The following is a 16,663-nucleotide window of genomic DNA, read 5'->3' on the forward strand; positions in this document are numbered from 1 at the left end:
GGGGACCGGGCGCGGACCTGGTCTCCAGCCGCTGGATCATCGACGCGACCCGCCACATCCTGCGCACCCGCAACCCCGACCTGACCCTGTGCTACCTCCCTCATCTCGACTACGACCTCCAGCGCTTTGGCCCCGACGACCCGCGCTCCCTTCGTGCCGCCGCCGCCCTCGACGCGGCCATGGCTCCCCTTCTGGCCGACGCCCGGGCCCAGGGCCGTACGGTCGTCGCCCTGTCCGAGTACGGCATCACCCGGGTGAGCAGGCCTGTCGACATCAACCGTGCGCTGCGCCGCGCGGGCCTGCTCGAGGTGCACACCCAGGACGGTATGGAGTACCTCGACCCGATGGCGTCCCGTGCCTTCGCGGTCGCCGACCACCAACTCGCCCACGTCTACGTACACCGTCCCGAGGACCTGCCCGGTGTGCGGGAGGTGCTGGAGGACCTGCCCGGCGTCGCCGAACTCCTCGGTGACGAGGGGAAGAAGCGGCACGGCCTCGACCACCCGCGCTCGGGCGAACTCGTGGCCGTGGCGGAGCCCGACGCCTGGTTCACGTACTACTACTGGCTCGACGACGCCCGCGCACCCGACTTCGCGCAGCTGGTCGAGATCCACCGCAAGCCCGGCTACGACCCGGCCGAACTGTTCATGGATCCCCTCGACCACTACGTGAAGGTCAAGGCGGCAGGAGCGCTCGCCCGCAAGAAGCTCGGCCTGCGCTACCGCATGGCCGTGGTGCCTCTCGATCCGTCGCCTGTTCGCGGCAGCCACGGGCGCCTTCCCGCGAGCGACGACGACGGTCCGCTCCTCATCTGCTCCACCCCCCGTTCGCTCGGCGACCGCGTCGCGGCCACCGACGTGAAAGCACTGCTGCTCCGACTGGTTGGTCTTGCCGACCGGTTGCCGACTGATCACAAGTGAAGCACTCACCACTGACAACGCCCTCCGATCCCGAGGAGTTCCAGACATGAGCCGCATCTCCGACATCGACCCCGAACTCACCCACCGGCTGACCAGACGAGGCATGCTCGGCGTCGCCGCGGGAGCCACCGCGGCCGCGCTGCTCGGGGCCGCCGCCTCGCCCGCCGGCGCGGCGCCCGCCACCGGCGCCTCGGCCGCCGGCCGCGGCCGTCCCGTCCTGCCCCCCGGCCGCCTCGGCATCCAGCTCTACAGCCTGCGCGACAAGGTCTCCACGCTCGGTTTCGCCCCGGTCTTCGCCGAGTTGAAGAAGTACGGGTACGACGAGGTCGAGTTCGCCGGCTACACCCAGGGCTCCGCGGGCCCCCTCACCCTTGCCCAGCTCAAGCGGCTGGCACGCGACCACGGCCTGACGCCCATCGGCAGCCACGTCGGCTACTACGCCAGTGACCCGAACGCCTACACCTTCGCCCAGAACCTCACCAAGGTCCTCGACGACGCCCAGGCCCTCGGCCTCAAGCACATCGGCACCGCCTCCGGCCCGTTCCGCTACGGCTCCACCGTCGACGCGTGGAAGCGCGCGGCCGAGGAGTTCAACACGTACGGAGCGGCCGCGAGGGCCCGCGGCATGAAGTTCTACCAGCACAACCACTCCGACGAGTTCGGCTTCGCGAGCGACAACCCCAAGGTCCGGCTCTACGACGTGCTGCTCGCCGAGACCGACCCCGACCTGGTCTTCCTGGAGATGGACATCTTCTGGGCGTACGCGGGCCAGTTCCGTTTCTCGAAGCGGGCCGACGGTACGCCCGCGCCCTTCGAGCCGCTGGACTACGTACTGCGGCAGCCGCATCGCTATCCGCTCTTCCATGTGAAGGACGGCGTCAGCGACCCCTCGAACGAGTTCGGGTACCGGATGACCGACGTCGGTGACGGCGACATCGACTACCAGCGCTTCATCTCCGCCGTCACCCGGCTGCGCGGCGAACGGCTCGCGCACCACTGGCAGGCCGAGCACGACAACCCGGTCGAGTCGTTCGCGTTCGCACGGAAGTCGAGCGCGCACCTGCACTCGTTGCGAGAGAAGTGCTGAGCGCGCGGCTCCGCACACGCTGAGCGGGCACACGCGCGTGGAGGCCCCACCCCCGGCAGGCAGCGGGGTGGGGCCTCCACACGCGTGTGCGTCGTCAGCCCGTGGGCCGAGGCCGAGCGGCCGACGTGATCCTTCCGCTCGGTCCGGGCTGCCGCGGCAGCACGATGCGGTCGGTCACCTCGCGGTGGGGACGGTGTGCGGCGACGGTCGAAGAGCTGCTGGTCGCGAGGGGGCCCGCCGTCATGTCAGGCCGTTTCCTCGCCGAGCGGTTGCGGGTTGGGGACGATGCGGCGACCGGCCGTCGGCCTGCCGGGTGCCTTCAGGAAGACCGCCAGTACCGCGGAGGCGAGACCGATGCAGCCCGCCAGGACGAAGGCGCCCTCGTAGTCCCAGACGCCGACCACGATCGAGCCGACTCCGGAGCCCACGAGGCCCGAGATGAGCTTGGAGCTGTAGACCATGCCGTAGTTGCTGGCGTTGTTGTTCTCACCGAAGTAGTCCGCGGTCATCGCCGCGAACAGCGGGAAGATCGCGCCGCCGCCGAAGCCGGAGACCATGGAGCAGAACAGGAAGAACGGCATGCTGCCCATCTGGCCGGAGACCAGCACACCGAACTGCGCGGTACCGAGCACGAGACAGACGATGATCAGGGTGTGCCGGCGTCCGTAGCGGTCGGAGATCCAGCCGATGATGCCGCGCCCGGTGCCGTTGACGATCGCCTTCAGGGACATGGCCGTGGCCACGATCCCCCCGGCGAAGCCCATGTCCTTGCCGAACGGCACCTGGAAGGCGATACCGAAGATGTTGATCCCGGCCGTGCACAGCAGACAGAACCACATCATCCACAGGACAGGGGTACGGGCTGCCTCCTTGGGGGTGTACTGCTTCACGGCCGGCGGGTTCTTCTGCAGCGCCCGGCGGATCTTCGGGTCGTCGGTGAGCCTGAGCGGGTCGACGTGGGCCGGCCACCAGTTCTTCGGCGGGTCCTTGAAGAACCACCCGGCGAACGCCACGACGCTGCAGCAGACGAGGCCCACCGCGACCAGCACGCCCTTGTAGTTGCTCAGGTCCATGTACGACGTGAAGAGGAACACGAAGGGCACCGAGCCGTAGGCGAAACCGCCGTTGACCATGCCGGTCTTGCCGCCCTTGCGCTCCGGGTACCACTTGCCGACCATGTTCACGCAGGTCGCGTAGACGAGGCCGGCGCCGATGCCGCTGCACATGCCGAAGCCGAGGTAGGCGACGACGACGTGCGGCGCGTACGCGAGGGACAGATAGCCGAGGACGGTGCCCAGCGCGCCGAGCATCATCGCGTACCGCGCGGGCAGCCTGCCGCTCTCCCGCAGCTGCCCGGCCGGGAAGGCCACGGCCGCCTGGAAGAACACCCAGACGCCCATCAGCCAGAAGATGTGCCCACTGCTCCACAGGTGGGCGTCGTGCAGTGTGTCCTCGGCCGACGTGAACGCGTACTCCGAGGAGCTGATGCCCAGCATGCCCATCCAGGGGAAGAGCACCATGGTCCAGCGTGGTCGTCCCATGATGTCCCGGTCGCTCTCGCCGATCCGGTACACACGGCCGTTGCGGTCCGTCACCTCCCGGTAGGGGAGGGACGTCGAGTAGTCGGTGGTTGTCATGTCGCTCAGCACCCCTTGCGTCGAAAGTTCTGGCCAGCGCCCCCTGTCCAATGCCTTTCGTGTGCGCTCGGGTCCCGGGCCGGCCGACGCGCACCGTCGGCCGGCCCCGTGCCTGGTTCACCTCATGAACCGCCCCCCAACAGTCCTGCCGCACGCGCCCACCGGTACTTGGCGCCGAGCACCGCCACCGGCTGCTCGGTCGTGTACGGGTAGGCCACGACGCCCCGTTCGTAGAGGTACTGGCAGGCCTCCTCGACCTCCACGTCACCCGCGAGCGACGCCACGACGGGCTTCGCCACGCCGCGTTCGCGGAACTCGCCCACCACGCGCGCGGTGAGCTCCGCGAAGACCATCGGGGGAGTGACGATCGTGTGCCAGTAGCCGAGCACCAGTGCGTGGATGCGCGGATCCTCGAGCCCCAGCCGGATCGTCGCCTCGTACGTCGACGGCGGCTCGCCCCCGGTGATGTCGACCGGGTTGCCCGCCGCCCCGAAGGGCGGGATGAACGCGCGGAAGGCGGTGTCCAGGTCCGGCGGGATGTCCATCAGGGTGAGGCCGTTGTCGGTCACGGCGTCCGACAGCAGCACACCGCTGCCGCCCGCGCCCGTGATGATCACGATGTTGTCGCCCTTGGGGGTGGGGAGCACCGGCAACGCGCGCGCGTACTCCAGCATGTCCTTCAGCCCCGGTGCCCTGATGACGCCCGCCTGTCGCAGGATGTCGTCGTAGACGGCGTCGTCGCCCGCGAGCGCCCCGGTGTGCGAGCCGGCCGCCCTGGCCCCCGCGGCAGTGCGGCCCGCCTTCAGGACGACGACCGGCTTCTTCGGTACGGTCTCCCGCGCGGCCTCGACGAAGGCGCGGCCGTCCTTGAGGTCCTCCAGGTGCATCGCGATGCAGTCGGTGTGCGGATCCTCGCCGAACCAGGTCAGCAGGTCGTCCTCGTCCAGGTCCGACTTGTTGCCGAGCCCGACGATCGCCGAAACGCCCGTCTTCGTGGTGCGCGCGAAACCCAGGATGGCCATCCCGATGCCACCGGACTGCGAGGTCAGCGCGACCCCGCCCTTGACGTCGTACGGCGTGCAGAACGTGGCGCACAGGTCCTGCCAGGTCGAGTAGTAGCCGTAGATGTTCGGCCCGAGCAGCCGGACGCCGTACCGCTCGGCGATCGCCACGATCTCGTCCTGGAGCGCGTGTTCACCGGTCTCCGCGAACCCGGAGGGGATCAGCACGGCGTTCGGGATGTTCTTGCGTCCCACCTCCTCCAGGGCCGAGGCCACGAACTTGGCGGGTATCGCGAAGACCGCCACATCCACCTCTCCGGGAACGTCGGTGACACTCTTGTACGCCTTGCGGCCCAAGATGTCATCGGCCCGGGGATTCACCGGATGGATGTCCCCGGCGAATCCCCCGTCGACGAGGTTGCGCATCACCGAGTTGCCGATCTTGCCCCGTTCGTTGGAGGCACCGATCACGGCGACGGAGCTCGGCTGCATCAGACGGCGCATCGAGATGAGGATCTCCGCGCGCGTGTAGCGCCGGCGCTCCTTGACCGGCGTGTCGGACAGGATGACGCGGATGTCCGCGGCGATCGCGCCCTCGGCCGTGGCGATCACCGGGTTGAGGTCCACCTCGGCGATCTCCGGGAAGTCCGTCACCAGCCGGGACACCCGGCGGATCTGTTCGGCGACCGCCCACCGGTCCACCCCGGCCTGCCCGCGCACCCCGCGCAGGATCTCCGCCGCACGGATCGAGTCCAGCATGGACAGCGCCTCGTCGGCGTCCACCGGAGCCAGCCGGAAGGTGACGTCCCCCAGCACCTCGACGAGCACCCCGCCGAGCCCGAACGCCACGACCTTGCCGAACGTCGGATCGGTGACCGCCCCGACGATGACCTCCTGGCCCTTCGGCAGCAGTTCCTGGATCTGTACGCCCTCGACCCGGGCGTCGGCGTCGTACGCGCGCGCGTTCTCGACGATCCGGTGGAACGCCGCCCGTACGTCCGGCGCGCCCTCCACCCCGACGACCACTCCGCCGGCGTCGGTCTTGTGCAGGATGTCCGGCGAGACGATCTTCATCACGACGGGGCCACCGAAGCGCGCCGCGTACGCGACGGCCTCCTCGACGTCCTTCGCCAGATCCTCGCCGGGTACGGCGATCCCGTACGCGTCGGCGACCACCTTGCCCTCGGGCGCGGTCAGCGCGGTCCGCCCGTCGGCCCGCACCGCGTCGAGCAGCGCACGCACCCTGTGCATCCGGTCCTCGGCCATCACGTCAGATCACCCCGTTCGACTTGAGCAGGCGCAGCTCCTCGTCCCCGAGGCCGAGTTCGCCGACGTACACCTCTTCGTTGTGCTCGCCGAGCAGCGGTGAGCCGGTCACCTCGACGGGGGAGTCGGAGAGCTTGAGGGGGCTGCCCACGGTCACGAACTCGCCGCGCCTCGGGTGCGGTACGCGGACCACCATCTCGTTGGCGGCCAGCGACTCGTCCTCGATGATCTCCTTGGTGGACAGGATCGGCCCGCACGGGATGTTGTGGGCGTTGAGCCTCTCCAGCACTTCCCACTTGGGCAGTGTCGAGGACCACTCCTCGATCAGCTGGAACATCTTGCCGAGCTTGGGCAGCCGGGCCTCGGGCGTCGCCCACTCGGGGTCGCCGGCCAGCTCGGGCCGGCCGATCAGCTCGCTGAGCGGCTGCCAGCCGACGGGCTGCACGATGACGTACACGTAGTCGTTGGGGCCGCCCGGCGCGCATCTGACCGCCCAGCCGGGCTGGCCGCCGCCGGACGCGTTTCCGGACCGGGGAACCTCGTCGCCGAAGTCGTCGTTGGGATATTCGGCGAGCGGTCCGTGTGCCAGGCGTTGCTGGTCCCGCAGTTTCACCCGGCACAGGTTGAGTACGGCGTGCTGCATGGCCACGTTGACCCGCTGCCCGCGCCCGGTGTTCTCCCGCTGGTACAGCGCCGCGAGAATCCCCGCCACGGCGTGCACACCCGTCCCCGAGTCCCCGATCTGGGCCCCCGTCGCCAGCGGCGGCCCGTCCTCGAAACCGGTGGTCGACATCGACCCGCCCATGGCCTGCGCGACGACCTCGTACGCCTTGAAGTCGGTGTACGGGCCGTCCCCGAACCCCTTGATGGAGGCATAGACGATCCGCGGATTGATCTCACGGATGCGGTCCCAGGTGAACCCCATGCGGTCGACCGCGCCCGGGCCGAAGTTCTCGACCATGACGTCGGAGCGCCGGATCAGCTCGGTGAGGATCTCCTTGCCGCGTTCGGTCTTGGTGTTGAGGGTGATGCTCCGCTTGTTGCAGTTGAGCATCGTGAAGTAGAGGGAGTCGACGTCCGGGAGGTCGCGCAACTGTTTGCGCGTGATGTCGCCCGACGGCGCTTCCAGCTTGACGACGTCCGCGCCGAGCCAGGCGAGCAGCTGGGTCGCGGACGGGCCCGACTGGACGTGCGTCATGTCGAGGACGCGGATGCCTTCGAGAGCCTTGGCCGCTGTTCCTGTCATGGAGGTCGTGGAGGTCATGGGGGTCATCGGGGGCACCTCACTTGTACATCGTCTGGTTCATCGTTCCGGGGGCGTAGGCGTCCGGGTCGACCCAGACGTTGATCAGCGAGGGCTTCCCGGACTCGCGGGCGCGTCGCAGAGCGGGTCCGATGTCGGCGGGGTCGCGCACCTCCTCGCCGTGACCGCCGAGCATCTGCGCGAACTTGTCGTAGTGGACGTCGCCGAGGGTGTTGCCGACCCGCTCGCGCTCCAGGCCGTACTTGGCGGCCTGGCCGTAACGGATCTGGTTCATGGAGGAGTTGTTGCCGACGATGCCGACGAAGGGGAGGTCGTAGCGGACGAGGGTCTCGAAGTCCCAGCCGGTGAGCGAGAACGCGCCGTCGCCGAAGAGGGCGACGACCTCCTTGTCGGGCCGCGCCTGCTTGGCCGCCAGCACGAAGGGCACACCGACGCCGAGGGTGCCCAGCGGTCCCGGGTCCATCCAGTGGCCGGGCGACTTGGGCTGCACGACCTGACCGGAGAAGGTGACGATGTCGCCGCCGTCGCCGATGTAGATCGAGTCCTCGGTGAGGAAATCGTTGATCTCGCTGACCAGGCGGTAGGGGTGGATGGGGGAGGCGTCCGACCGCAGGTGCGGCAGCCGCTTGTCGAGGGCGCTCTGCTCGGCCGCGCGCAGCTCGTCGAGCCACTCCTTGCGCTTGGACGCACCGCCGTTGACGCGTCCGGAGGCGGCCTCGGTCACCGACTTCAGCACCAGCCCGGCGTCGCCGACGATCCCGAGGTCGATGTCGCGGTTCTTGCCGACGGTGCGGTAGTCGAGGTCGATCTGGACGACCGTCGCGTCCGGCGACAGCCGCTTGCCGTACCCCATGCGGAAGTCGAAGGGCGTGCCGACGATCACGATGACGTCGGCGTTGGAGAAGGCGTAGCGGCGGGACAGCTGGAAGTGGTGCGGGTCGCCCGGAGGCAGGGTGCCGCGGCCGGCGCCGTTCATGTAGGCCGGGATGTTCAGGGCGCGCACCAGCTCGATGGCGGCTGCGGTGCCCCGGGTCGTCCACACCTGGCTGCCCAGCAGGATCGCGGGCTTCTCGGCGTGCACGAGCAGGTCGGCGAGTTTCTCGATCGCCTCGGGGTCGCCGGCCGAGCGGGTCGAGGCGCGATAGGCGCCGGGCCGCGGCACCCGGGCCTTCGCCGCCGGCACCTTGGCGTCGAGGACGTCGCGCGGGATCTCCAGGAAGGCGGGGCCGGGCGCGCCGTGGTAGCACTCGCGGAACGCCATCGACACCATGTCCGCCGCGCGTGCCGTGTCCGGCACGGCCGCGGCGAACTTGGTGATCGGCGTCATCATGTCGACGTGCGGCAGGTCCTGGAGCGAGCCCATCTTGTGCTGGGTGAGCGCCCCCTGGCCGCCGATCAGCAGCATCGGGGACTCCGCGCGGAAGGCGTTGGCGACACCGGTGACGGCGTCGGTGGTGCCGGGTCCCGCGGTGACGACGGCGCAGCCGGGCTTGCCGGTGATGCGCGCGTAGCCGTCGGCGGCGTGGGCGGCGACCTGTTCGTGGCGTACGTCGACGACTTCTATGCCCTCGTCGACGCAGCCGTCGTAGATGTCGATGATGTGGCCGCCGCACAAGGTGTAGATGCGGTCGACGCCCTCTGCCTTGAGCGCCTTGGCAACGAGATGGCCACCGGAAATCAGGTCCTGGGTGTCGTCGGGCATGGCGAAGTTCCGTCCCTTCGTAGGGGGTGGAAGGCTCTCGCGGTACATTGCATACAGTCGACGAATACTGTATGAAGCTTGTTATCCCGCATCCGATGGGTGGTGTCCAGGGGGCGTGCGGCACTTTCGGTCATCGGAGTTCGGCCTCGCGACGGCCCGGCGGACTTCGGATCCGACTTCACAGGCAGGAGCCGAGATGGACCTGTACGAACACCAGGCAAGGGAACTCTTCGCGGAACACGGCATCCCGGTCCCCAGGGCCGAGGTGACCGGCTCGCCCAAGGAGGCGCGCGAGATCGCTCGACGGCTCGGTGGGCGAGTGGTGGTGAAGGCCCAGGTCAAGACGGGAGGGCGGGGCAAGGCGGGCGGCGTCAGGCTCGCCGCCGACCCGGCCGCGGCGGAACTGACGGCACGCCAGATCCTCGGCATGGACATCAAGGGGCACACGGTCGGCACGGTGATGCTCGCCCAACCCGTCGACATCGAGGCGGAGTTCTACGTCTCCTACGTGCTGGACCGCGCGGCCGGACGTTTCCTCGCCATCGCCTCCGCCGAGGGGGGCACGGAGATCGAGGAGGTCGCCGCGACCCGGCCCACGGCGGTCGCCCGGATCCCCGTCGACCCGGCGGAGGGCGTCACCTCGGCGAAGGCCGGGGAGATCGCCGCGGCGGCCGGACTGCCCGCGCAGACCGCGGACGTGCTCGTCCGGCTCTGGCAGGTACTGATCAGGGAGGACGCCCTCCTCGTCGAGGTCAATCCACTCGTCCGCACCCGGCAGGGCCGGATCCTCGCCCTCGACGGCAAGGTCACCCTCGACGACAACGCGTCCTTCCGGCAGTCACGTTGGGGTGCGGAGGCCCCGGAGCGCACGGACCCGCTGGAGGCGGCCGCCGCGGCCAAGGGTCTCCACTACGTGAAACTGGACGGCGAGGTCGGCATCATCGGCAACGGCGCCGGACTCGTCATGTCGACCCTCGACGTCGTCGCGGGCTGCGGCGCCCGGCCCGCCGACTTCCTCGACATCGGTGGCGGCGCGTCCGCCGAGATCATGGCCGCCGCGCTGTCGGTCGTCCTCTCCGACCCGGCCGTGAAGTCGGTCCTCGTCAACGTCTTCGGCGGCATCACCGCGTGCGACGCGGTCGCCGAGGGCATCGTGCGCGCGCTGGACACCGTACGGCTGACCAAGCCGCTCGTCGTCCGCCTCGACGGGAACAACGCGGCCCGGGGGCGGGCGATCCTCGACGCGCACCGGCATCCGCTGGTCCAGCAGGTCACCACCATGGACGGCGCCGCCCGCCGCGCCGCCGAACTCGCCACCGCAGTCTGAGGAGACGACGCCATGGCCATTTACCTCACCAAGGAGAGCAGAGTCCTCGTCCAGGGCATGACCGGCGCCGAGGGCATGAAGCACACCCGGCGCATGCTCGCGGCCGGCACCAACATCGTCGGCGGCGTCAATCCGCGCAAGGCCGGCCGGGCCGTCGACTTCGACGACCGCGCGGTGCCCGTCTTCGGGTCGGTCGTCGACGGTATGCAGTCGACCGGCGCCGACGTCACCGTCGTCTTCGTGCCGCCCGCCTTCACCAAGGCCGCCGTCATCGAGGCGGCCGACGCCGGGATCGGCCTCGCCGTCGTCATCACCGAGGGCGTCCCGGTCCACGACTCCGTCGCCTTCACCACCCACGCCGCCGCACGCGGAACGCGCGTCATCGGCCCCAACTGCCCCGGTCTGATCGCCCCCGGCCAGTCCAACGCGGGCATCATCCCGGCCGACATCACCAAACCGGGCCGTATCGGCCTGGTCTCCAAGTCCGGCACGCTCACCTACCAACTCATGTACGAGCTCCGCGACATCGGCTTCTCGACCTGCGTCGGCATCGGCGGCGACCCGGTCGTCGGCACCAGCCACATCGACTGCCTCGCCGCCTTCGAGGAGGACCCCGACACCGACCTCGTCGTCCTCATCGGCGAGATCGGCGGCGACGCGGAGGAGCGAGCGGCCGCCTACATCCGCGAGCACGTCACCAAACCCGTCGTCGGCTATATCGCCGGCTTCACCGCGCCCGAGGGCAGGACCATGGGACACGCGGGCGCGATCGTCTCCGGTTCCTCGGGAACCGCGCGGGCGAAGAAGGAGGCGCTGGAAGCGGCGGGGGTCAAGGTGGGCGCCACGCCGACCGAGACCGCGCGTCTCGTGCTCGCCGCACTCGACGAAGAGGCGCTACGCCGCTGAAGGGTGACGTCCCATCAGCTCACGGAGCCGCCGCGCCCGGCGTTCTCCACCACCGCGCACCACCCCGCCCCCGACCGTGCACCGAGAGCGGAGCAGCCCGATGGCAACCACCCTCACCCTCAAATCCGGCACGTCCTGGCCCGACGCCTGGCGACGATGCCTCACCGTCGCCCCCGAGGCCTTCCGCGACGACCGTGTCCTGAACCTCTGGAACGCCTCCTGGCAGGCCGACGGCCGGACGCTGCCGGCCACCAGCCCGGTCGACGGCGGTCCGATCGCCGGTCCGCCCCGACTGGACGGGGCCACCGCCCACCAGGCCGTCCGTGCCGGTCTGGACCAGCACCGCGCCTGGCGGCACGTCCCGCTCGAGGAGCGCCGCGCCCGCGTCGCGGCCACCCTCGACGCCCTCGCCGAACACCGCGAACTCCTCGCCCTCCTCCTCGTCTGGGAGATCGGGAAGCCCTGGCGCCTGGCGCAGGCCGACGTCGACCGGGCCGTCGACGGCGTGCGCTGGTACGTCGACGGCATCGAACCCATGCTGGCCGGGCGCGTGCCGCTGGACGGCCCGGTGTCCAACATCGCGAGCTGGAACTACCCGATGAGCGTGCTCGTTCACGCATTGCTGGTACAGGCACTGGCAGGCAACGCGGTCATCGCCAAGACCCCGACCGACGGCGGTGTCGCCTGTCTGACGCTGGCCTGTGCGCTCGCCGCCCGCGAGGGTCTCCCGATCACCCTCGTCAGCGGCAGCGGGGGCGAGCTGTCCGAGGCGCTGGTCCGGGCGCCCGAGATCGGCTGTGTCTCCTTCGTCGGCGGTCGCGACACCGGCGCCGCGGTGGCCACGGCCGTCGCCGACCTCGGCAAGCGACACGTACTCGAACAGGAAGGACTCAACGCCTGGGGCATCTGGAACTACTCGGACTGGGACACCTTCTCCGCGGTCGTGCCCGGACTCTTCGACTACGGCAAGCAACGGTGCACGGCGTACCCGCGATTCGTCGTCCAGCGCACCCTGTTCGACGAGTTCCTGGCGGCGTACCTCCCGGCGGTGCGCACGCTGACCCTCGGGCACCCGCTGGCCGTGGAGAAGCGGGACGATCCGTATCCCCGGCCGGACCTCGGGCCGGTGATCAACGCGGCCAAGGCCAAGGAGCTGCACGACCAGATCGCCGAGGCAATCGACCGCGGCGCGGTCCCGCTGCACCGCGGCAGGCCGGCCGACGCCCGCTTCCTGCCCGGCCAGGACACCTCGGCGTACGTGCAGCCCGTCACGCTCCTCGGACCACCGCCGTCCTCTCCGCTGCACTACGCGGAGCCGTTCGGCCCGGTCGACACCATCGTCCTGGTCGACACCGAGGCGGAGCTGCTGGCCGCCATGAACGCGTCCAACGGCGCACTCGTCGCCACGCTGTCGACGGACGACCGGAGCACCTACGACCGACTGGCCCCGCAGATCAGCGCGTTCAAGGTCGGCCACGGCACCGCCCGCTCCCGCGGCGACCGCGACGAGCTCTTCGGCGGTTTCGGCGCGTCCTGGCGGGGCGCGTTCGTCGGCGGTGAGCTGCTGGTGCGCGCGGTGACCCGGGGGCCGACGGGGGAGAGGCTGCCCGGAAACTTCCCGGACTACCGGCTGATGCCCTGACCCCTTGCTGGACGGACCGCCGGCCGAGGCCGTGACGGCGCCTCGGTCGGACGGCCGTGACCGACACCGACACCGACACCGAGACCGGAACCGGGCCGTGATCGTGACCGCGACCGTGACCGGTACCGAGCCGTGACCGGCACCGAGACCTGACCGAGGCTGTGACGGTGGCCGGCCGGGTCCACCAGGGGGTCACCGTCCCTCTCGGATCGATCTCCGGTGCGGCAAACGATCAGCGGTGGGCAACGATCGGCGATTGGTACGGACCGATACGCTCGGGGCATGGTGAGTGATCGAGAAGAGCAGTCCGGGCCTGTGGAGTACCGGCTCGGCGACCTCCTCCAGCACGCACAGGCCACACTGGCCAGGAAGTCCGCGGAGGCGCTCGTCCCGTGCGGAGTGGACGGCCGCGAGCTGGCGGTCCTGGTCGTGCTCGCCGATGAAGAAACGTTGTCGCAGGCCGAGGCGGCGGGGCGGCTCGGCGTCGATCGCACCACGATGATGGCCCTCGTCGACGGACTGGAGGACCACGGCCTGGTGGAGCGGCGGCGCAGTCCGCGAGACCGCCGCAGGAACATCGTCCGGCTCACGGACGCCGGCCTGCTCTGTCTGGAGCGGGCCGAGGCGGCGCGCAGGGCCGCGGAGCGCCGGTTCCTGGCCCCGCTGGACGAGCAGGCGGCGGCCGCGTTGCTGCGGGCGCTGCGGATGCTCGCCGCAGCGGAGCCGACGGCGAAGTGATCGGGCCGTCACCCGCTGTGCGGCGCTCGCGCGGCGGCCCCGGCACCCGCGCGGCCAGCGGATATGCAGGTGAGACGCACTCCGAAAGCTTGGTATTGTTGTGCCTGTCGCCGCGGGGAGATCTCGCGCAGCGGCAACACCTGGTCCGGGTGGCGGAATGGCAGACGCGCTAGCTTGAGGTGCTAGTGCCCTTTATCGGGCGTGGGGGTTCAAGTCCCCCCTCGGACACTCTCACTCTCCGTATCGAGCGGTTTCGTTCGGTGAGTAATCAATTACCCGTATTCGGCGTCCCGCCGGGTGCGGGTTTTGTTGTTTCCGTATCCATTGCCTCCGGAATGTCGCGGAAGCCCGTTTATCGGTTGTCGTGTCGGGCTGTGTGCCGGCCCGCTCGCGGGGGCACTTCCCGGTCACTCCGCCGTTGCTCACCATCTTCACTGACGATCCGTCAATGTTCACCTCAGTCCGCATATTGACGGTCTGTGACTCCATCTTGTGGTGATACGATCACGCTCGCTTGTAGAGCGGGCGGATGGGTGCAAGACGACATCTCCGACTACGGGGACAGTCCGGGCGGTCACCCGTCAATGCGGGCGGTCCGCCGGTCCACCCGCGTTGACGGGAATTCAGCAACTGGCCGTCAGTCGCCTGAAGAGAGTCTTATGACGCATTACATACAGAACCCGGTACTCTGGGCTCTCCTCGTGGCCGTACTCGTCGCAGTCGCCCTCATTGTTCGCCAGCGCAGGGCGGCGCGTGCCTTAAGGCAGGAGATCGCGGGGCTCAGGTCTCACTACTCCGCGTTGGAAAACGAGTACGCGCAATCCGTCGAGGCAGCTCAGGAACGAGCCGAAGAGGCTACGAAAACGGTCCTCAAGTCCGCCATGCGGACCCTTCAGGGCCTTGCCGCGGAACAGCAGTTGATTGTTTCGCGGCTGCAGAACAAATATGGCGAGTCGGTTATTCTCCAGGACCTCCTGGAGATCGACCACACGAACTCGCAGTTCGGTCGACGAGCCCAGTCCATCGCCGTTCTCTGCGACGGCTGGCTGGGTCGCGCGCGTGATGTCGCGTCCGTGTACGACGTGGTACGCAGCGCGCAGGGCAGGGTCCGCCACTACCGGCGGGTGGAAATTCTCTCGCAGGTCGACTTCGGCATCACGAGTCGTGCGGTCGAACCCGTCGCACTCGCTCTCGCCGAACTCCTCGACAACGCGACGAGCTATTCCAGCCCGGACACCGTCGTCGAAATCAACATTCGTACAGTGCCCAAGGGTATTTGCATCGTCGTCGACGACGCCGGTGTCGGTATGAACGACGAAGAGCGCGCCCGTGCCGACAAACTCCTGTCGAGCCAGCGGGTCTCGGGCGTTTCCGCACTCGGCAACCCGCCGCAGTTCGGCTTCGCGGTGATCGGCGTGCTCAGCGAGCGCTTCGGCTTCGAGGTGTCGGTGGACTCCACCTCCCCCTACGGAGGCGTCCGCGCGGTCCTTCTCCTGCCGCACGACCTGCTCACCAACGCGCCCGAGCAGAGAGAGCCGGCTCCGGTCGTTCCCGCCGCCGCCACCACGGCCCGCAGCGGACCCGAAGGCGGGCTTGCCACCAGTACCACCGCCGACGGCCTGCCGAAGCGGCGTCGCAAGCGGCCCATGGCCATCGTGCCCGGCAGCGCGTCCGCGGCCACTCCCGCCCGCTCGGGCGCCGAGACGGCGGCGATCATGGGCGCCTTCCAGCGAGGCACCCAGTCGGGCCGGGCCACGCCTGCGAGTCCCGCGGAAAAGTCGAGCAGCACCCGTGGTGCTGGCAGCGAAGGGCATGAGGTCTCGTGAACGACGATCTGTCATGGATGCTTGACAGTGCCTTGGAGATACCCGGGGCCCTGCACGCAGTCCTCATCTCCGCCGACGGCCTGCTGATGGCGCGGACGCAGGACTTCGACAAGGACGACGCGGACCGGGTGGCCGCCGCGATGAGCGGTGTGCAGTCACTCAGCCGTTCGCTCGCGTTCTTCTGCGAGGACCCGCAGATGGGGTGGCGGCAGACGCTGGTCGAGTTCGACGGGGGCTGGGTCTTCCTGATCTCCGCCGGCGAGGGCGCCTACCTCGGCGTCTCCGCCTCGCCGGACGTCGACATGGCGGACATCACCTTCCGGATGCAGCAGCTCGTCGGCCAGCTCGGCAAGGCGCTGACGACTCCGCCGCGCGAGAACCTCGGCGCGCGGTCATGAACGGTTTCGACGAACTGGAGCCGCAGACGCCGGAGTTAGTGCGTCCGTACGTCATCACCAAGGGACGCAGGCTGCCCGACGAGGGGCAGCTCTCCCTGATCACCCTGGTCACGGCGGCCGCCGATCACGAGCAGCGGCCGACCCGCCTGTCGCCCGAGGAACAGAGCCTCCTGGACCTGTGCTCGGCCGGTTACCTGTCGGTCGCCGAGATCGCCGGGCACACCCAACTGCCCCTGGGTGTGGTGAAGATCCTCCTCGCCGCCCTCACCGAAGGCGGCTACCTCGTCACCCGCCCGCCGGTGCAGCGGGCCCCGCTCGCCGACCGGGACATCCTGGAGGAGGTGCTGAATGGTCTCAGGGCCAAGTTTGGATGAGCAGGCCTACGTCCGAGAAGGGGCCACGCAGACGGCGGTCAAGATCCTCGTCGTGGGTCACTTCGCGGTCGGCAAGACCACGTTCATCGGAGCGATCTCCGAGATCGAGCCGCTGACCACCGAAGAGACGATGACGCGGGCAGCCGAGTCGGTCGACGACCTCAAGGGAGTCCAGGGCAAGACCACCACCACGGTCGCCATGGACTTCGGTCGTCTGACCATCAGCGATCGTGTCGTGCTCTATCTGTTCGGAACGCCGGGCCAGCAGCGTTTCGTACAGATGTGGGAGGACATGGCGCGCGGTGCCCTCGGCGCGCTGGTGCTCGTGGACCCGGAGCGGCTCGCGGACTCCTTCGCCGTGATCGACCTGATCGAGCAGTACGGACTCGACTACGCCATCGCCGTCAACCACTTCGACGGCGCCCCCCTGCGGGACGAGATGGCCCTGCGCGACGCACTGGACCTGCTCGACGACACCCCCGTCGTCACCTGCGACGCGCGAGACGAGCGGTCGTCGGCCGACGCGCTGATCACCCTCGTCCGCCACCTGCAGGACCGTGCACACTAGGAGCAGA

At 69.5% G+C, this 16,663-nt stretch carries 14 protein-coding genes and 1 tRNA gene; 11 read left to right on the forward strand and 4 right to left on the reverse strand.

What is annotated here, in order from left to right:
- A partial coding sequence (locus tag ABT070_RS14710) for an alkaline phosphatase family protein (protein WP_351759681.1) occupies positions 1–920 on the forward strand: 920 nt, incomplete at its 5' end.
- A gap of 46 nt (positions 921–966) precedes the next feature.
- Complete coding sequence (locus ABT070_RS14715) at positions 967–2,007, forward strand: sugar phosphate isomerase/epimerase family protein (protein WP_351759683.1); 1,041 nt, start codon at positions 967–969, stop codon at positions 2,005–2,007.
- 245 nt (positions 2,008–2,252) lie between these two features.
- Here the strand turns inward: ABT070_RS14715 and ABT070_RS14720 are convergent, their stop codons facing one another.
- The 4 genes from ABT070_RS14720 to ABT070_RS14735 form a co-directional block, all read right to left on the reverse strand.
- Positions 2,253–3,644 (reverse strand): OFA family MFS transporter, encoded by a 1,392-nt coding sequence (locus tag ABT070_RS14720; RefSeq protein WP_351759686.1) that lies wholly within the window; start codon positions 3,642–3,644, stop codon positions 2,253–2,255.
- 122 nt (positions 3,645–3,766) lie between these two features.
- Positions 3,767–5,911, reverse strand: coding sequence for an acetate--CoA ligase family protein (locus ABT070_RS14725; RefSeq protein WP_351759688.1), 2,145 nt, complete (start codon positions 5,909–5,911; stop codon positions 3,767–3,769).
- A 4-nt stretch (positions 5,912–5,915) separates the two neighbouring features.
- Positions 5,916–7,157 (reverse strand): formyl-CoA transferase, encoded by a 1,242-nt coding sequence (gene frc, locus ABT070_RS14730; RefSeq protein ID WP_351760549.1) that lies wholly within the window; start codon positions 7,155–7,157, stop codon positions 5,916–5,918.
- A gap of 37 nt (positions 7,158–7,194) precedes the next feature.
- Positions 7,195–8,877, reverse strand: coding sequence for a thiamine pyrophosphate-binding protein (locus ABT070_RS14735; RefSeq protein ID WP_351759690.1), 1,683 nt, complete (start codon positions 8,875–8,877; stop codon positions 7,195–7,197).
- Between the two features lie 196 nt (positions 8,878–9,073).
- On the opposite strand from ABT070_RS14735, the gene sucC reads away from it, so the two are divergent.
- From sucC to ABT070_RS14780, 9 genes are all read left to right on the forward strand, one after another.
- On the forward strand, positions 9,074–10,204 hold the full coding sequence (sucC, locus tag ABT070_RS14740; protein ID WP_351759692.1) for an ADP-forming succinate--CoA ligase subunit beta: 1,131 nt from the start codon (positions 9,074–9,076) through the stop codon (positions 10,202–10,204).
- Between the two features lie 12 nt (positions 10,205–10,216).
- Positions 10,217–11,110: a succinate--CoA ligase subunit alpha gene (gene sucD / locus ABT070_RS14745; protein WP_351759694.1), complete on the forward strand. Its 894-nt coding sequence runs from the start codon at positions 10,217–10,219 to the stop codon at positions 11,108–11,110.
- A gap of 100 nt (positions 11,111–11,210) precedes the next feature.
- On the forward strand, positions 11,211–12,752 hold the full coding sequence (locus tag ABT070_RS14750) for an aldehyde dehydrogenase family protein (protein ID WP_351759696.1): 1,542 nt from the start codon (positions 11,211–11,213) through the stop codon (positions 12,750–12,752).
- Positions 12,753–13,034: 282 nt separating this feature from the next.
- Positions 13,035–13,490 carry a MarR family winged helix-turn-helix transcriptional regulator gene (locus tag ABT070_RS14755; protein WP_351759698.1) on the forward strand — a complete coding sequence of 152 codons (456 nt, stop codon included), beginning with the start codon at positions 13,035–13,037 and terminating at the stop codon, positions 13,488–13,490.
- A gap of 143 nt (positions 13,491–13,633) precedes the next feature.
- Positions 13,634–13,718 (forward strand) — tRNA-Leu (locus ABT070_RS14760).
- 431 nt (positions 13,719–14,149) lie between these two features.
- Entirely contained in the window at positions 14,150–15,316 is a 1,167-nt protein-coding gene (locus tag ABT070_RS14765) for an ATP-binding protein (RefSeq protein ID WP_351759699.1), read from the forward strand.
- Positions 15,313–15,714, forward strand: a complete 402-nt coding sequence (locus ABT070_RS14770; RefSeq protein WP_020125671.1) for a roadblock/LC7 domain-containing protein — start codon at positions 15,313–15,315, stop codon at positions 15,712–15,714. The genes ABT070_RS14765 and ABT070_RS14770 overlap by 4 nt, the downstream gene beginning before the upstream one ends.
- Positions 15,711–16,088 carry a DUF742 domain-containing protein gene (locus tag ABT070_RS14775; protein WP_351759701.1) on the forward strand — a complete coding sequence of 126 codons (378 nt, stop codon included), beginning with the start codon at positions 15,711–15,713 and terminating at the stop codon, positions 16,086–16,088. Before ABT070_RS14770 ends, ABT070_RS14775 begins: the two co-directional genes overlap by 4 nt.
- Positions 16,063–16,656, forward strand: a complete 594-nt coding sequence (locus ABT070_RS14780) for a GTP-binding protein (protein WP_351759704.1) — start codon at positions 16,063–16,065, stop codon at positions 16,654–16,656. The genes ABT070_RS14775 and ABT070_RS14780 overlap by 26 nt, the downstream gene beginning before the upstream one ends.
- The last annotated feature ends 7 nt before the right edge of the window (positions 16,657–16,663 follow it).

Origin of the sequence: Streptomyces sp. NPDC002884 (genome assembly GCF_040295245.1) — a bacterium.
In the GTDB taxonomy this organism is placed as follows: Bacteria; Actinomycetota; Actinomycetes; order Streptomycetales; family Streptomycetaceae; genus Streptomyces.